This is a genomic window from Phytohabitans rumicis, assembly GCF_011764445.1.
In the GTDB taxonomy this organism is placed as follows: domain Bacteria; phylum Actinomycetota; class Actinomycetes; order Mycobacteriales; family Micromonosporaceae; genus Phytohabitans; species Phytohabitans rumicis.
The window spans coordinates 9,538,053-9,551,538 of the sequence record NZ_BLPG01000001.1 but is presented as its reverse complement, the minus strand read 5'-3'; the positions used below and the strand labels follow the sequence as shown (position 1 = coordinate 9,551,538).

The window sequence follows — 13,486 nt, the reverse complement described above, 5'->3', positions numbered from 1 at the left end:
TCAGCGGAAATTCCGCACGTACGAGACACAATCCGCGTGTACGGCCTTCCAGGGCTGGCCGAACTGTTCCATCGACGCCGATTCGAGGGCCTTGTCGTCGTGGACGGCCGCTTTGAAGAACGCGAGCATCTTCGCCATGCCGAACCGTTCGACCAGACGGTGCACGGCCAGAAGGCTGACGCCGTACGCGCCGCCGGCCTGATCCCGGGTGGCCTTGGCAGGCGGCGCGCTCTCCGGGAGCGGCCCCTTCCACCCGCCCTGGACGAGCTTGCGGACCGCGGGCAGATCGTTGTACCGGCCCAGCGGTTGTCCGGCCAGGCTGGCGTGCTCGGCGATGCCCTCCACAAGCCACCATTTGGACTGGGTGTACCCGCCGTCGAAAGGCAGCGACGACACGTGCGTCATCTCGTGCCTCAGAACGTCATCGAGCACGGTGGCATGCAGACCCTTGGCCTTGATCACGACATGGTGCGGCCCCATGCCGGTCGGGGCGGCGAAACCGGCGGCCCACGCCGACGGGGCGCCGCCGTACCAGCGCTTCCACTCAGCGTCGCCGGCGTAGAAGATCAGATACCGCTCCGGTTTCGTACCGCCGACCGCGTACTTGTCAGCGACGGCCGCCGCCTTCTCGGCCTCGCGCGACAGGACGGTGAGCTGGCCCCGCTGCGCGGGCGTCGTCGCGACGACCGTACGCTGCCCCACCGCGGCCCGCAGCGCGCTGACCTCCCACGGCCGGGGTCCACCCCGCTGCGACGCCTGCACCGCCACGATCCGCACCGTGCCGTCGCGGTCGACCCATCGGGTCTCGAAAAGCGCGGGTGCCGGCTCGCAGGCCGCAACGACAAAGCAGTGGTTGACCGTCACGCCGACCTTCAACTCGCCGGCGTCCTGTTCGGGCTCTTCGGTGATCTCGGGCACCCAGATGGCGACCTTCAACGCGCGCAGCGAGTGGAACTGCTGCCGCAGCACCGCAACGGCCGGCGAGCCCGGTTCGGCAGCGGCAAGGAACCCGCGCTCGTCGCCGGCGATCAGGGCCGCAGCCTGCTCCGTCAACGCCGCCTGGATCCGCCTGGGCAAACTGTCCAGGCCGGCGGCCCGCAGCTCGGCCGCCGACTTGGAACGAGCGACCACCGGCGGTTGCACGCCCCGCTCACCACACGCCGGCAGCGCGGCGATCAGAGCCAACCCCAGCCCCAGCCAGACCCGCCACCGCCGCGCCGGTGTGCCGGACTCCTCATTGGACACACGCGCAGACTACGACGCGGCCCGGCACATCCGGATCAACCATTCAGCCCTTCGCCGCGAGTCTGAACCGTAGATCGCCGCGACCCGGTCGCTGGACCGCACCACCGCTCGGACGGGCACCGGCCCGGCGGGCGAACCGGATTTTGCTGTCAGCTGTCGCCCAGTTGGATCTGGTCCAGCGACAGTCTCGACCAGGTGGAGTCCGGGGTTTCCCCGGGCCGGGCGCCGGGTGTGTCGTGGATGGCCATGACGAGTACCACGTGGGGAAGGCGGCGGCGTATCCCGGTGAGGAGGTGTTCGGCGGTTGCGGGGTCGAGGCCGGTGGTTGGTTCGTCGATGAGGAGCACGTCGGGTTGGGTGGCGAGGGCGCGGGCGATGTGCAGGCGACGCTGTTCGCCTCCGGATAGGCCGCGTCCGCCTACTCCGGTGCTGGTCTGCGGATCGAGCCGGGCGCGGTCCAATGCCGTGTCGGTGAGCAGGTCCGTGATGTCGGCGTCGGTCGCGGCGGGATGGGCCAGCCGGATGTTGCTGGCGACCGTGCCGGTGAACAGGTAGTCGTCGGCCAGTACGGCGGTGACCACTCCGGCTGACGGTTGCCGCTGTAGGGCGGCGGCGACGCTGGTGAGCAGCGTGGTCTTGCCGCTGCCGGACGCGCCGGTCACGACCAGGGTTTGGCCGGCGGTGACGGTGAACCGGATCTGGCGCGCCGCCCGCGTCGGTGTCTCGGGCAGGCGGTATCCGGATACGGTCAGGCCGCGGAGGTCGAACGAGGTACGGAAGGTTGCCGCTGCCGGCGGTCTGGCCGGCCCTTCTTCGCCGATCGACGCGAGGCGTTTCCTGGCTTGCCGGGCCTGGGTCCAGGTGATGGCGGCGGGCAGCAGGCGTTCGCCGTTGGCCAGCACGCCGGTGGCGAGCAGCGCGACGAAGGCCAGCGCCGCGACGGTGGCGCCGCTCCGTGCGGCGAGCACGAGGGCGAGCGGCATGGCGGTGGCGGTGACGGCGCGGGCGCTGGCGGCGAGGCGGGCGGCCGCCACCGCATGCCGGTTCTGCTGGCTCTCGAAGGTGGCCAGGCGCCGCAGGGTGCGGTCGGCGAGTAGGCCGGCGGCGCCCAGCGACGCCATCTCGGTCCAGGCGCCGGTAGCGGTGACCAGTTCGGTGCGCAGCAGGCTCCGGGTTCGGGCCGCGTCGTCGGTCCGGTACGCCGCGGCGGCGGCGAGTCCGGCGTGGACGGTTGCCGTCACGGCGAGAACCACGGCCACGGGCGGGTAGCCGGCGAGCACGATCGCGAGGCAACCACCCGCGGTCATCGTCGCGGCGCAGACCGCGGGTGCGGCGGCTTGGATGAGCGCCATGCCGGTGGTGTCGGCGTCGGACATGACCCGGTCGAGGGATTGGCCGGACCAGGCGGTCGCACCGGATCCGGCAGCGCGGTCGTAGAAGGCGATTCGGGCGGTGCTGATCCGGCGCAGCGCCGCGGCGTGCAGGACGACGCGGTTGGCGTAGTTCGCCGCGATCCGGCCCACCGCGAACGCGCGTACGCCGCCGCTGGGGGCCAGGTAGGAGAAGGCGCTGTATCCGGCGGCTCCGGCAACGGCCGATGCGGCGATGAACCATCCGGAGAGCGCGAGGAGCCCGATCGAGCACGCCTCGGCCAGGACGGCGAGGGCCAGTCCGGCAGCGGCGAGGGCGCTGGTCTTCATACCCGCGTCGCCTCCCGCACCGGATGGACGGACCCATCGGCGAGCTCGAGCAACAGGTCCGCGGTGTGGGCCAGGGCCGCCGAGTGCGTTGCCACGATGACGGTACGGCGACGGGTTGCGCGGCGCAGCGCGGCGATGACCCTTGCCTCCGTCTCGGGGTCGAGGTGCGCGGTCGGCTCGTCGAGGATCCAGAGCCCGGCGCCGCTGAGGTACGCGCGGGCGATCGCGACCCGTCGCGCCTCCCCTGTGGACAGTCCGAAACCGCCTTCCCCTAGCGGCGTGTCCAGTCCTTGTGGCAGCCGGGCGACGACGTCGTCCAGCCCGGCCGCGGCGACCGCCCGGTTGATCTCGGCCCGGCCGGCGCCCGGCCGCGCGACGCGGATGTTGTCGGCGACGGTGCCGGGCAGCAGCACCGTCTGCTGACCGATCCAGGCGCAGGTGCCCAGCCGCGGCGGCGACGATCCGCCGGGGGTGAGCCACCGCACTGTTCCCCGGCTCGGCGGGCGAGTCCCGGCGATCAGGGACAGCAGCGTGGTCTTGCCGGCGCCGGACGGTCCGGCCACGACCGTCCATGATCCTGTGTGGACGGTCAGGTTCACGTCGTGCAGGACCGGCGCTTCGACGCCGGGATAGCGGAACCAGAGGTCGTCGAGGACGACGGTGACCGCTCCGACGGGTGCAGGTCGTTCGCGCTGGTACCGCACCGGTTCGGTCCCCGCTTCGGCTGCCTCGAGCAGACCGCTGATCACCGGTACGGCTGACAGGGCCCGCTGCCGGCTGTGGTATCCGGTGGCGGCGGCGCGCATCGGTTGGAAGTACAGCGGGCACAGCAGCAGCGTGAGCAGGCCGCGGAACAGGGTCATCCCGGGTGCGAGGTCCAGCCGGACGTAGCCGAGCAGGGACAGCCCGATGTACGTCGCATTGGCCGCGATGCAGAAGGTGACCACGACCTCCATCACCGCTGCGGACAGCAGCGCCCGCCGTACGACCGCCATGGTGGTGGTGTTCAGGTCGGCGGCGGTGTGGGCGAGTTCGGTGCGCCGTCGGGTCAGTGCCCCGATGCCGCGCAGGGTGGGCAGGCCGCGGAAGCTGTCGAGGACGACGGCGGCCAAATGGGTGGTGGCGGCTGCCCGCTCGTCCGCGCCTTCCTTGGCGAGCAGGCCGGCCAGTCGCATGTTCAGCGGGACGAGCAGGCTCGCCAGGAGCAGGATCACCGCGGCCGGCCACTGTACGGCCGCGGTGGTCAGGAGGATGACGGCCATGCAGGCGGGTGCGGACAGCCGTTGGGGAATGGTCTGGGCGTGGTGGTCGGCGATGTCGTCGGTCAATTCGACGGCCGCGAGCGCGGCCGTTGCCGGGTCCGGTTCGGCGCGCCGCTGCCCGGTGGGCAGCACGGCCGCCACAAGGCGCCGCCGGATGGCGTGGGCGATCCGGCGGCGTCCAGCCGCCTGCCAGCGTGTCGCGCTCCACGCCGCCCCGGCCGCGAGCAGCCCTCCGGCGAGCAGGACACCCAGTCCGAGCCCGCTCGGTCGCCCGCCGCGGAGCACGTCGCGCGCGACCCACGCCAACCCCGTCCACTGCACGACGGTGAAGATCGTCTCCAGCAGCTGGCAGCCGGCGGCCAGCCGCAGCCGGCGAAGGCCCGGTTCCGCCGCGCCGGTGAGCCACTGTTCAGCCGTCATCACGGATCCGGTGTTCGTCGATGATCCAGGCGGCGCCGCCGGTGACCGCGAGGAGGATCATGCCGGCTAGGCTGAGCAGGCCGCTGTGGTAGCGGGGTAGCCGGCGAACATGCCTTGGCAGACGAAGTAGCAGAAGAGGCCGCCGATGATGCCGGCGACGGTCAGCACGCCGCGCAGCAGCCGAGACCTAGTTGCCATGGGTGCCTCCGAGCTTTCCGTGGAAGGTGTGGTGGGCGAACCAGGTGTAGTAGAGGATCAGCGGCACGTTGAGCCCGATCCCGACCGCCAGGAACGCCATGGTGTGGTGCGGCGCCGCCGCGTCCGCGAGCGTCAGATCGGGCGTCAGCGCCGGGTAGCGGGTCACGACGAGGGCGATGGCAACCGTCACCACGGCGGTCACCAGGCCGACCAGCGGCAGGCCGTCGTGCGGGGAGCCCCGCCGCAGGGTCGCCAGGGTCGCCGCCACCCCGGCCGCGGCGATCAGCAGCAGCCCACCGGCGGCGACGGTCCGCGCCGGGTCGTGTAGGTGCGGCGGCGCGGCGGTGACGTTGACGGCGACCAGGCACGCCGCAGCCAGCACCGTCGCCAGCACCGCGGTGATCGTGCCGCGGCGTCCCGCCCGCGCCCGCAGCCGCCCGGTTGTCTTCCACTTGGTGTATGCGTAGCCGAGGGCCAGGTACCCGCAGGTCACCGTCAGCGCGGACAGTGCCGAGAACCCGCCGATGGCGCCGGTCAGGGTGCCGGCGGCGGCGCCTTGCGACAGCGCGGCGGTCAGCGACGCGACCCCGAACGCTGTCTCCCATCGGGGCGCGGGATGGGATTGGGAGGCCATCTCCACGCTGACCCCGCGCACCACGAGGGAGAACAGCATGACGATCAGCGGAAGGTAGGCGTGCGGGAGGATGGTGCCGAACGCCGCCGGGAACCCGGCCCACAGGGCCACCGCGAGCAGGACCAGCCAGGTCTCGTTGCCGTCCCAGGCTTGAGCGACCTGTTCGAGCATCTCGTGCCGGTACCGGGCGTCGCGTTCGGCCAGGGTGGCGATGCCGATGCCCAGGTCGTACCCGTCGAGGACGACGTACATCAGCAGGCACAGCAGGATGAGCCCGAACCACACGGTGGTCATCAGCGCATCCCCCGCCGATCAGGCTGGGCAGCGGCACCGAATCAAGATCTGGGCGGCGCTCGTCAGGCCAGTCCCGTTCCGGGCCGATCCGCACCGTGTGCACGATGTAGCCGATGTACGCGGCCAGCATCGCCAGGTACAGCAGGGAGAAGCCCACCACGGAGAACACCACCTCGCCGGGCGCCAGGTGCGAGACGGCGTCGGCGGTACGCAGCTGGCCGAACACCAGCCATGGCTGACGGCCGGTCTCCGCGGTGGTCCACCCGCCCAGGATGGCGAGGATGCCCACCGGTGTCGTCCACACCAGGAAGCGGTGGAAGCGTTTGGATGTCCATAGTTTGCGGCGCAGGCGCAGGATCGTGGCGTAGAAGACGGTGCCGAACATGAGCAGCCCGCCGAGGAACATGACCCGGAATCCCCAGAACACCGCGGCCATGTCCGGCCGGTCGGCCTTCGGGGTCAGGTCCAGCCCGGGGATCGCGGTCCGGCAGCTCAGATCCTTGTTGAGCGCGCTGCCCAGGCAGGGGATGTTCAGCTCCGCGAGGTTGCGCTGGGCCTGCTGGTCGGGGATGGCGAACAGGACGAACCCGGTGTTGGGCTGGGCCCAGTTGCCTTCGAGGGCCTCCAGTTTGGACAGTTGGTAGGGCAGCACCGCGCCGGCGGTGTGGTCACCGACGAAGATCTGTACCGGCAGCAGGATCGCCGCCACGCCCAGCGCGATGGACACCGACCGGCGGGCGAACGGCAGCGCTCTGCCCTTGACCAGGTAGTAGGCGCCGATGCCGGCGACGAAGAAGCTGGCGGAGATCAGCACGGCCAGGACCATGTGCGGCCACCGCCACACGAACGACCGGTTGAAGATCGCGTCCAGCCAGTCGGTCGGCTCGAACCGCCCGTCCCGCACGACAAACCCGGCCGGCGTCTGCATCCACGAGTTAGCCGCGATGATCCAGGTGGAGGACAGGATCGTGCCGATCGACACCATCACCGTCGAGGCGAACATCGTGCCGTGCCGCACCCGGCCGTCGCCGTAGAGCAGGACGCCGATGAACCCCGCCTCCACGAAGAACGCGGTGACCACCTCCATCCCGATGATCGGACCGATGACCGGGCCGGTCTTCGCGGCGTAGCCGCCCCAGTTCAGCCCCATCTCGAAGGTGATCACGATCCCGGCCACGACGCCGATCGCGAACCCGACCGCGAACACGCGCCGCCAGAACCGGAACATCTGCAGATAGACCGGCTTGCGAGTGCGCCAGTACGCCCCGTACAGGATGCTCAGCAGGATGGACAACCCGACCGTGATGGCGGGGAACGTCATGTGGAACATCACGGTGATGGCGAACTGCCACCGCGATAAGTCGAGCAGACTCATCAGGACTCCTCAGGCTTCGGCCAGGGGCATGGTGGCGACGGCCGTGGTGAAGCGCGGTAGCAGGCCAGCGCCGACGGCGAGCAGGGCGACGATGGCGATATGCACGGACTCGACCATGGCGAAGGCGTGTGGGACGCCGTGCGGTGCCAGGGCGAGGTAGAGGGTGCCGAGGGTGGCCACGCCGAGGGCGAGACCGCTTTGCTGCAGGGTGATCAGCGCTCCGCTGCCGACGCCGCCGAGGTGGGCGGGCACGTCGGCCAGCACGCTGCGGAACAGCCCGGCGAACAGCATCGACTGCCCGCCGCCGACCAGGGCCAGCGGCCCGGCCATCGCCCATAGGCTCACGTGCGGCCAGTCCTGGACGACGACCGTCACCAGTGCGGCGAGGCCGGCGATCTGGATGACCGCGCCCGCGGACAGCGCGGCCCGGCCGAAGCGGCCGATCAGGCGCGGCGCGAGCATCGAGCCGGCTAGGAACAGCACGGCCATGGGAAGAATCGCCAGGCCGCCGTGCAGGGCGTCGGCGTGCAGGCCGTCCTGCACCATCAGTGCGAAGACGAACATGAACGCGCCGAAGCCGGCGCTGAAGGCGAACACCATGACCAGGCCGCGGGACATCGATGGCAGGCGCAGCAGCGACGGCGGCAGCAACGGCACCTCGCCGCGCCGCTCGGACCGCTTCTCCACGAGGTACGTGGCCACGGCGAGCACGGCCGCGACGGCGAGCAGCAGCCAGATCCACCACGGCCAGCCCAGCGAATGCCCCTCGGTCAGCGGTACCAGCACCGCGGTGAGGGTGGCGGCGAACAGCACCGTGCCGACCCCGTCGACGCCCACCGGGTGCGGGGACCGGGTGTTGGGCACGATCCGGGCCGCCACCACGAGTACCACCAGGCCGATCGGCACGTTGACCAGGAAGATGGGCCGCCACCCGGTGCCGGCGATGTCGGCGCTGACCAGCAGCCCGCCCACCAGTTGCCCGACGACCGCGGCGATGCCCGAGGTTGCGCCGTACAGGGCCAGCGCCCGCGCCTTGCGCTCGTGCTCCAGGGTGTGGTGGAAGGTCGCCAGCACCTGCGGGATGAGCAGCGCGGCCGTCGCGCCCTGCGCGATCCGGGCCGCGATCAGTACCCCGACGGTTGGGGCCAGACCGCAGGCCAGCGAAGCGAGAACGAAGCCGGCGAGCGCGCCGAGAAACAGCCGGCGCCGGCCGTAGCGGTCCCCCAGCCGGCCGCCGAGGACGAGCAGCGCCGCGTACGCGACGCCGTACCCCGCGATCACCAGCTCCAGCGAAGACGTCGACGCGTGCAGCGAGGCGTCGATGCTCGGCAGCGCCACGTTGGTGATGAAGAAGTCCATGATCGGCAGGAACGCGCCCGCCAGCAGGAAGAACACTCCCACCGGGTGCAACTCGCTCTGCCGCGACGGATGGGTGACGGTCATCGCTCCCCCTACTGATTATGTCCAGATAACTATGAAGACAGAATCAGTATGTGCCCATAACTATGAGCCGGCAACCACCTATGCTGCAGGTGTGACGAAGAACCGACCACGGCGGAGATCAGACGAGCAGCGCTGGGCCGATCTCGCCGACCTGACCCTGATCATCAGCAGGGAGATCCAGTACCGCGGCTACGCGGACGAACGCGCCCAATCGCTGACCCAGTCCGAGGGCATGGTGATGCGCTACCTGCTGCACAGCGAACCGGCCGCCCCCAGCCAGATCGCCGCCGCCACCGGACTGCAGCGCACCAACCTCTCCACCGTCCTGCGCGGCCTCGAACACAAAGACCTCATCCAGCGCCAAGCCGACCCCAACGACGGCCGCGGCGTGACCGTCAGCCCCACCGACCACGGACGCGCCAACTACGCCCTCGTCCGAGGCGAATGGGCCACCACCGTCGCCGCGGCCGCCGACCACGACACGGCCCACCTCGACGCCGCCCTCACCCTGCTCACCGCCATCAAGGACGGCCTGAGCCGGACGCGGCCCGAAGCCCATCCCGGCACCCACCCGCCTAGCCCGAGCCGCGGGTCGGCCAGCCGGAACCTCATGGCCCGCCCTCAGGTGTGTTTTGGCTGGTCCGGCGGTTGACAAGCGGGCCACCGCCCAGTTGAATCATGCCGTGCTGATATCAGCCGAGCATGATGTGATCCGGTTGTTGGCCGACCCGCTACGTGCCCAGATCGTGGAGCTGCTGGCCGGCGGGCCGGCGTGTACGTGTCATCTGGTCGCCGACACGGGTGCCTCGCAGTCGAACGTGTCGAATCATCTGCGGGTATTGCGGCAGGCCGGTGTGGTGGTGGCCGAGCCGCGGGGCCGGTACACGTTCTACCGGTTGCGGCCTGAGGTCTTCGACAGCGCGGCGGGCTATTTGGCGGGGTTGGCGGAGAAGGCGCGGGCGAGCGTGGACGCGCGGCGGGAGTGCTGATGGGCGTGGCGTTGTGGCGGCGCGCGATCGCCGAGCTGGTGGGCACGGCTCTGCTGGTGACGGTGGTGGTCGGCTCCGGGATCATGGCCGCGAATCTGTCGCCGGGTGATGTGGGTGTGCAGTTGCTGGAGAATTCGATCGCGACCGCGTTCGGGCTGGCGGTGATCATTTTGGTGGTGGGTCCGGTGTCCGGGGCGCACCTGAACCCGGTGGTCTCGCTCGCGGATTGGTGGCTGGGCCGGCGTACCCGGGCCGGGCTGGCGGCGCGGGACCTCGGCGTCTATATCCCGGCCCAGGTCGCCGGGGCGATCATCGGTGCGGTGTTGGCGAACCTGATGTTCGACCTGGCGGCGGTGGACTGGTCGAGCAAGGCCCGGGACGAGCCGTACCTGTGGCTGGGTGAGGTGGTCGCGACCTGCGGGCTGGTACTGCTGGTGTTCGCGCTGGCCCGGTCGGGGCGGGCGGCGGTGGCGCCGGCCGCGGTGGGTGCCTACATCGGGGCGGCGTACTGGTTCACCTCCTCGACGAGCTTCGCCAACCCGGCGGTAACGGTGGGGCGGGCGTTCACCGATACCTTCGCTGGTATCGAGCCGGCCTCAGTGCCGGGTTCGTGGTCGCGCAACTGGTCGGCCTGCTGGTGGGGCTGGGGTTGCTGGCGGCGCTGTATCCGCACCCGGAGAAGGGCGTGGAGCAGGTGGTGGTCCCGCACGAGGATGGGCTTGCGACCCGACCCGGGACGCGCTGAGAAAGGGATGAGTCAGATGACGCAGGGCAAGCCGACGGTGTTGTTCGTGTGCGTGCACAACGCGGGCCGGTCGCAGATGGCCGCCGGGTGGCTGCGCCACCTGGCTGGCGACGCTGTCGACGTGCGCTCGGCCGGGTCGGCGCCCGCCGGTCAGATCAACCCGGTCGCGGTCACCGCGATGGCTGAGGTCGGCATCGACATCACCGGCAACATTCCCACCCTGCTGGAGTACGACACCGCGTACACGAGCGACGTGATCATCACGATGGGCTGTGGCGACGCCTGCCCGGTGTTTCCCGGCAAGCGGTACGAGGACTGGAAGCTGGACGACCCGGCCGGTCAGGGCATCGACGCGGTCCGCCCGATCCGGGACGAGATCCGTGTACGGGTCGAGCAGCTGGTCGCCGACCTGGTGCCGGGACGGTAGTCGGGTGAGCCGGCTCGTGATCGTCGGCGGCAGCGACGCCGGGATCAGCGCCGGCCCGCGATCTGGGCAGCCCCTGGGACGCCGTCCAGACCGCCACCCTCGCCTGGACCGCCACCGCCATCGGTTGACACCAGCAATCTGACTCAGCCATCATTGACTCAATGAACGCTGATGAATCCCTGATGGTGCGGGCGCGGGTGCATGCCGCGCTCGGTGACCCGGCCCGGCTGGCAATCGTCGACACCCTCACGTTGGGGGACGCGTCACCGGGCGAGGTCGGCGCCGCCCTGGGCATGCCGACCAACCTGGTCGCCCACCACCTGAAGGTGTTGCAGGAAGCCGGTCTGGTCGTACGCACCCGCTCGGAGGGCGACCGGCGCCGCACCTACCTGCGGCTGATCCCGGAAACCCTGGCCGTGATCGCCGCCCCGCCCCTGGACCCGCCGGCCCGGGTGGTGTTCGTGTGCACCCACAACTCGGCCCGCTCCCAACTGGCCGCCGCCCTGTGGCAGCGGCGCAGCCCGATCCCGGCGGCCTCAGCCGGCACGCAGCCGGCCAAACGGGTGCACCCGCGCGCGGTCCGGGTGGCCCGCGCCCACGGCCTGCACCTCGACCCGTCCCGCACCGCCCACGTCTCCGACGTCGTACGCGGCGACGACCTGGTCATCGCCGTCTGCGACAACGCCCACGAGCACCTACCGGCCAGCGTGCGACCCCGGCTGCACTGGTCCGTACCCGACCCGGCGCCCGCCGACACCGACGCGGCGTTCGAGGCCGCCTACCGCGACATCGCCGACCGGATCGACCGACTCGCGCCGTCCCTACCTTCGGGAGCCGACCATGACTGAAACCACCTACCACCGCGACGGCCTGTCCGTCGACCAGCAACTGGCCCTGCGCACCGCCGCCGCCCGCCTCCGCGAGGAGTTCGACGGGGTGTACGGCACCGAAACCATCGAACGGTTCCTGCACTCCAGCTACGACCAGTTCGCCACGTTCAGCACCGTGCCCAACTTCCTGCCCCTGCTCGCCGAACGGTTCGCCCGGCAGCGGCTGACCGCCCTGGCCCGGGTCGAAGGGCTGCGCACCGACGGCCGCCCGGTCGTGCTGTTCCTGTGCGTCCACAACGCCGGCCGTTCCCAGATGGCTCTGGGCTTCTTCACCCACCTTGCCGGCGACGCCGCGATCGCCTGGTCCGGCGGCTCCGAACCCGGCATCGAAATCAACACCGCCGCGGTCGCCGCGATGGCCGAACGCGGCATCGACATCTCCGGCGAGTACCCCAAGCCGTGGACCGACGAAGTCGTCCGCGCCGCCGACGTGGTCATCACCATGGGCTGCGGCGACGCCTGCCCCATCTTCCCCAGCAAGCGCTACGAGGACTGGGTCCTGGACGACCCGGCCGAACTCACCGTGGAACAGGTCCGCCCGATCCGCGACGAGATCGAACGCCGGATCCGGCAGCTACTCGACGAGCTGTCCGTCCCCGCCCAGCACTAACCACCACATCGCCCGGCTCCAGCGTCCACGCGGGCAGCTGTGTCGCGTCGGGTACGACTATGGATTGGAGATCCAACCATGTCCGTTGGGCATGTCCATTACAGGATGCCGAGTTGGTTCGCGCGGGCGAGGGCTTCCACGCGGTTGCGGGCGCCGAGCTTTTCCAGGGTGCGCTGCAGGTAGGTCTTGACAGTGTTGCGGGTCAGCCCCAACGCGACGGCGATCTCTGGGTTTGTCTGGCCCATGGCGACGTGCCGCAGGATCTCAAGATGCACAACACCGGCAAGGCCCGCCAGGTCATCCTGGCCGCCCGGGACCTGCTCGGTGGCAACGGGATCCTGCTGGACTTCCACGTCATGCGGCACCTGGCCGACATGGAGGCGATCCACACGTACGAAGGCACCGAGACGATCCAGGCACTCATCGTCGGACGGGACATCACCGGTGTGGCCGCGTTCGCATAGGCGGGCCCACCACCTCCTCGACGTGGACGGAGTGGGGCTGAGGGTGGCGGTCCGCGGGAAGGGCCGGCCGCTGCTGCTGCTCATGGGCATCGGCGGAAACATCGAGATGTGGACGCCGTTCGAGGACGCGCTCGACGCTCGCGCCCACCAGACCATCACCGTGGACGCGCCAGGTACCGGCGGCTCCACCCCGTACCGCGTGCCGCGCCGGATGCCCGGGCTGGCACGCACGATGGAACGGCTGCTCGACGCCCTCGGCCACGATCAGGTCGACGTGCTCGGCGTGTCGTTCGGCGGCGTACTCGCCCACCAAGCCCCGCACCGGGTCCGCCGCCTCATCCTCGCCGCCACCGGACCCGGGCTCGGCGGCGTACCCGGATCGCCCCGCGTCCTGCTCGCCCTGGCCACACCGCGCCGCTACCACCAGCCCGACTACTTCCGCCGCGTCGCCGGGCGGGTGTACGGCGGGGCCGCCGGCCGCGACCCGGACACGATGCTGCACGGCTCACTCGCCCGGTTCGCCCACACGCCCACCGCCGGCGGCTACCTCGCCCAGCTGTACGCCATCACCGGCTGGACCAGCCTGCCCTGGCTGCACCGGCTACCCCAGCCCACCCTCGTGATCGCCGGAGACGACGACCCCATCGTCCCGCTCACCAACGGCCGCCTGCTCCGCCGGCTCATCCCCGACGCCAGACTGCACGTCGTACCCGGCGGCGGCCACCTGTTCCTCCTCGAACACCCAGCCGAGATCGCGGCCGTCGTCCAGGAGTTCCTCCACTGACCGAGC

General features: G+C 70.9%; 13 protein-coding genes and 2 pseudogenes. 7 read left to right on the top strand and 8 right to left on the bottom strand.

Annotated features, from left to right (window positions below; all coding sequences use genetic code 11):
• From Prum_RS43220 to Prum_RS43195, 7 genes and pseudogenes are all read right to left on the bottom strand, one after another.
• Complete coding sequence (locus Prum_RS43220; RefSeq protein ID WP_173083140.1) at positions 1-1,245, bottom strand: hypothetical protein; 1,245 nt, start codon at positions 1,243-1,245, stop codon at positions 1-3.
• A gap of 149 nt (positions 1,246-1,394) precedes the next feature.
• Positions 1,395-2,945 carry an ATP-binding cassette domain-containing protein gene (locus tag Prum_RS43215; RefSeq protein WP_173083139.1) on the bottom strand — a complete coding sequence of 517 codons (1,551 nt, stop codon included), beginning with the start codon at positions 2,943-2,945 and terminating at the stop codon, positions 1,395-1,397.
• Positions 2,942-4,627, bottom strand: a complete 1,686-nt coding sequence (locus Prum_RS43210; RefSeq protein ID WP_173083137.1) for an ATP-binding cassette domain-containing protein — start codon at positions 4,625-4,627, stop codon at positions 2,942-2,944. The genes Prum_RS43215 and Prum_RS43210 overlap by 4 nt, the downstream gene beginning before the upstream one ends.
• A 66-nt stretch (positions 4,628-4,693) precedes the next feature.
• Entirely contained in the window at positions 4,694-4,825 is a 132-nt protein-coding gene (locus Prum_RS54195) for a hypothetical protein (protein WP_281369105.1), read from the bottom strand.
• Complete coding sequence (locus Prum_RS43205) at positions 4,815-5,753, bottom strand: cytochrome d ubiquinol oxidase subunit II (protein WP_173083135.1); 939 nt, start codon at positions 5,751-5,753, stop codon at positions 4,815-4,817. The genes Prum_RS54195 and Prum_RS43205 overlap by 11 nt, the downstream gene beginning before the upstream one ends.
• Positions 5,754-5,892: 139 nt before the next feature.
• Positions 5,893-7,074 (bottom strand): annotated as a pseudogene (locus Prum_RS55530) (cytochrome ubiquinol oxidase subunit I); the annotation flags it as partial.
• Positions 7,075-7,137: 63 nt separating this feature from the next.
• Entirely contained in the window at positions 7,138-8,571 is a 1,434-nt protein-coding gene (locus tag Prum_RS43195; protein WP_173083133.1) for an MFS transporter, read from the bottom strand.
• A 91-nt stretch (positions 8,572-8,662) separates the two neighbouring features.
• Here Prum_RS43195 and Prum_RS43190 point away from each other — a divergent pair, with 91 nt between their 5' ends.
• The 5 genes and pseudogenes from Prum_RS43190 to Prum_RS54730 all read left to right on the top strand — a co-directional run bounded on the left by Prum_RS43190 (position 8,663) and on the right by Prum_RS54730 (position 12,232).
• The gene (locus Prum_RS43190) at positions 8,663-9,223 is read left to right on the top strand and encodes a MarR family winged helix-turn-helix transcriptional regulator (RefSeq protein WP_218577653.1); all 561 of its coding nucleotides are present in this window, start codon (positions 8,663-8,665) and stop codon (positions 9,221-9,223) included.
• 31 nt (positions 9,224-9,254) lie between these two features.
• On the top strand, positions 9,255-9,560 hold the full coding sequence (locus Prum_RS43185; protein WP_173083129.1) for an ArsR/SmtB family transcription factor: 306 nt from the start codon (positions 9,255-9,257) through the stop codon (positions 9,558-9,560).
• Positions 9,560-10,732: pseudogene (locus Prum_RS52990) on the top strand (aquaporin). Before Prum_RS43185 ends, Prum_RS52990 begins: the two are co-directional and overlap by 1 nt.
• A 161-nt stretch (positions 10,733-10,893) precedes the next feature.
• Entirely contained in the window at positions 10,894-11,580 is a 687-nt protein-coding gene (locus tag Prum_RS43170; protein WP_173083125.1) for an arsenate reductase/protein-tyrosine-phosphatase family protein, read from the top strand.
• Positions 11,573-12,232, top strand: coding sequence for an arsenate reductase ArsC (locus Prum_RS54730; RefSeq protein WP_173083123.1), 660 nt, complete (start codon positions 11,573-11,575; stop codon positions 12,230-12,232). Before Prum_RS43170 ends, Prum_RS54730 begins: the two co-directional genes overlap by 8 nt.
• Before the next feature lie 98 nt (positions 12,233-12,330).
• Here Prum_RS54730 and Prum_RS50295 read toward each other — a convergent pair whose 3' ends face one another.
• The gene (locus tag Prum_RS50295) at positions 12,331-12,477 is read right to left on the bottom strand and encodes a response regulator transcription factor (RefSeq protein WP_218577652.1); all 147 of its coding nucleotides are present in this window, start codon (positions 12,475-12,477) and stop codon (positions 12,331-12,333) included.
• 6 nt (positions 12,478-12,483) lie between these two features.
• Here Prum_RS50295 and Prum_RS50290 point away from each other — a divergent pair, with 6 nt between their 5' ends.
• Positions 12,484-12,696 carry an acyl-CoA dehydrogenase family protein gene (locus Prum_RS50290; RefSeq protein WP_218577651.1) on the top strand — a complete coding sequence of 71 codons (213 nt, stop codon included), beginning with the start codon at positions 12,484-12,486 and terminating at the stop codon, positions 12,694-12,696.
• 43 nt (positions 12,697-12,739) lie between these two features.
• The gene (locus tag Prum_RS43155; RefSeq protein WP_218577650.1) at positions 12,740-13,480 is read left to right on the top strand and encodes an alpha/beta fold hydrolase; all 741 of its coding nucleotides are present in this window, start codon (positions 12,740-12,742) and stop codon (positions 13,478-13,480) included.
• Positions 13,481-13,486: the final 6 nt, after the last annotated feature.

Coding starts and splice junctions, on each gene's coding strand:
- Prum_RS43215 (WP_173083139.1), bottom strand. CDS start 2,945: ATGAAGACCAGCGCCCTCGCCGCTGCCGGACTGGCCCTCGCCGTCCTG.
- Prum_RS54195 (WP_281369105.1), bottom strand. CDS start 4,825: ATGGCAACTAGGTCTCGGCTGCTGCGCGGCGTGCTGACCGTCGCCGGC.
- Prum_RS43170 (WP_173083125.1), top strand. CDS start 10,894: ATGAACGCTGATGAATCCCTGATGGTGCGGGCGCGGGTGCATGCCGCG.
- Prum_RS54730 (WP_173083123.1), top strand. CDS start 11,573: ATGACTGAAACCACCTACCACCGCGACGGCCTGTCCGTCGACCAGCAA.
- Prum_RS50295 (WP_218577652.1), bottom strand. CDS start 12,477: ATGGGCCAGACAAACCCAGAGATCGCCGTCGCGTTGGGGCTGACCCGC.
- Prum_RS43210 (WP_173083137.1), bottom strand. CDS start 4,627: ATGACGGCTGAACAGTGGCTCACCGGCGCGGCGGAACCGGGCCTTCGC.
- Prum_RS43205 (WP_173083135.1), bottom strand. CDS start 5,753: ATGACCACCGTGTGGTTCGGGCTCATCCTGCTGTGCCTGCTGATGTAC.
- Prum_RS43195 (WP_173083133.1), bottom strand. CDS start 8,571: ATGACCGTCACCCATCCGTCGCGGCAGAGCGAGTTGCACCCGGTGGGA.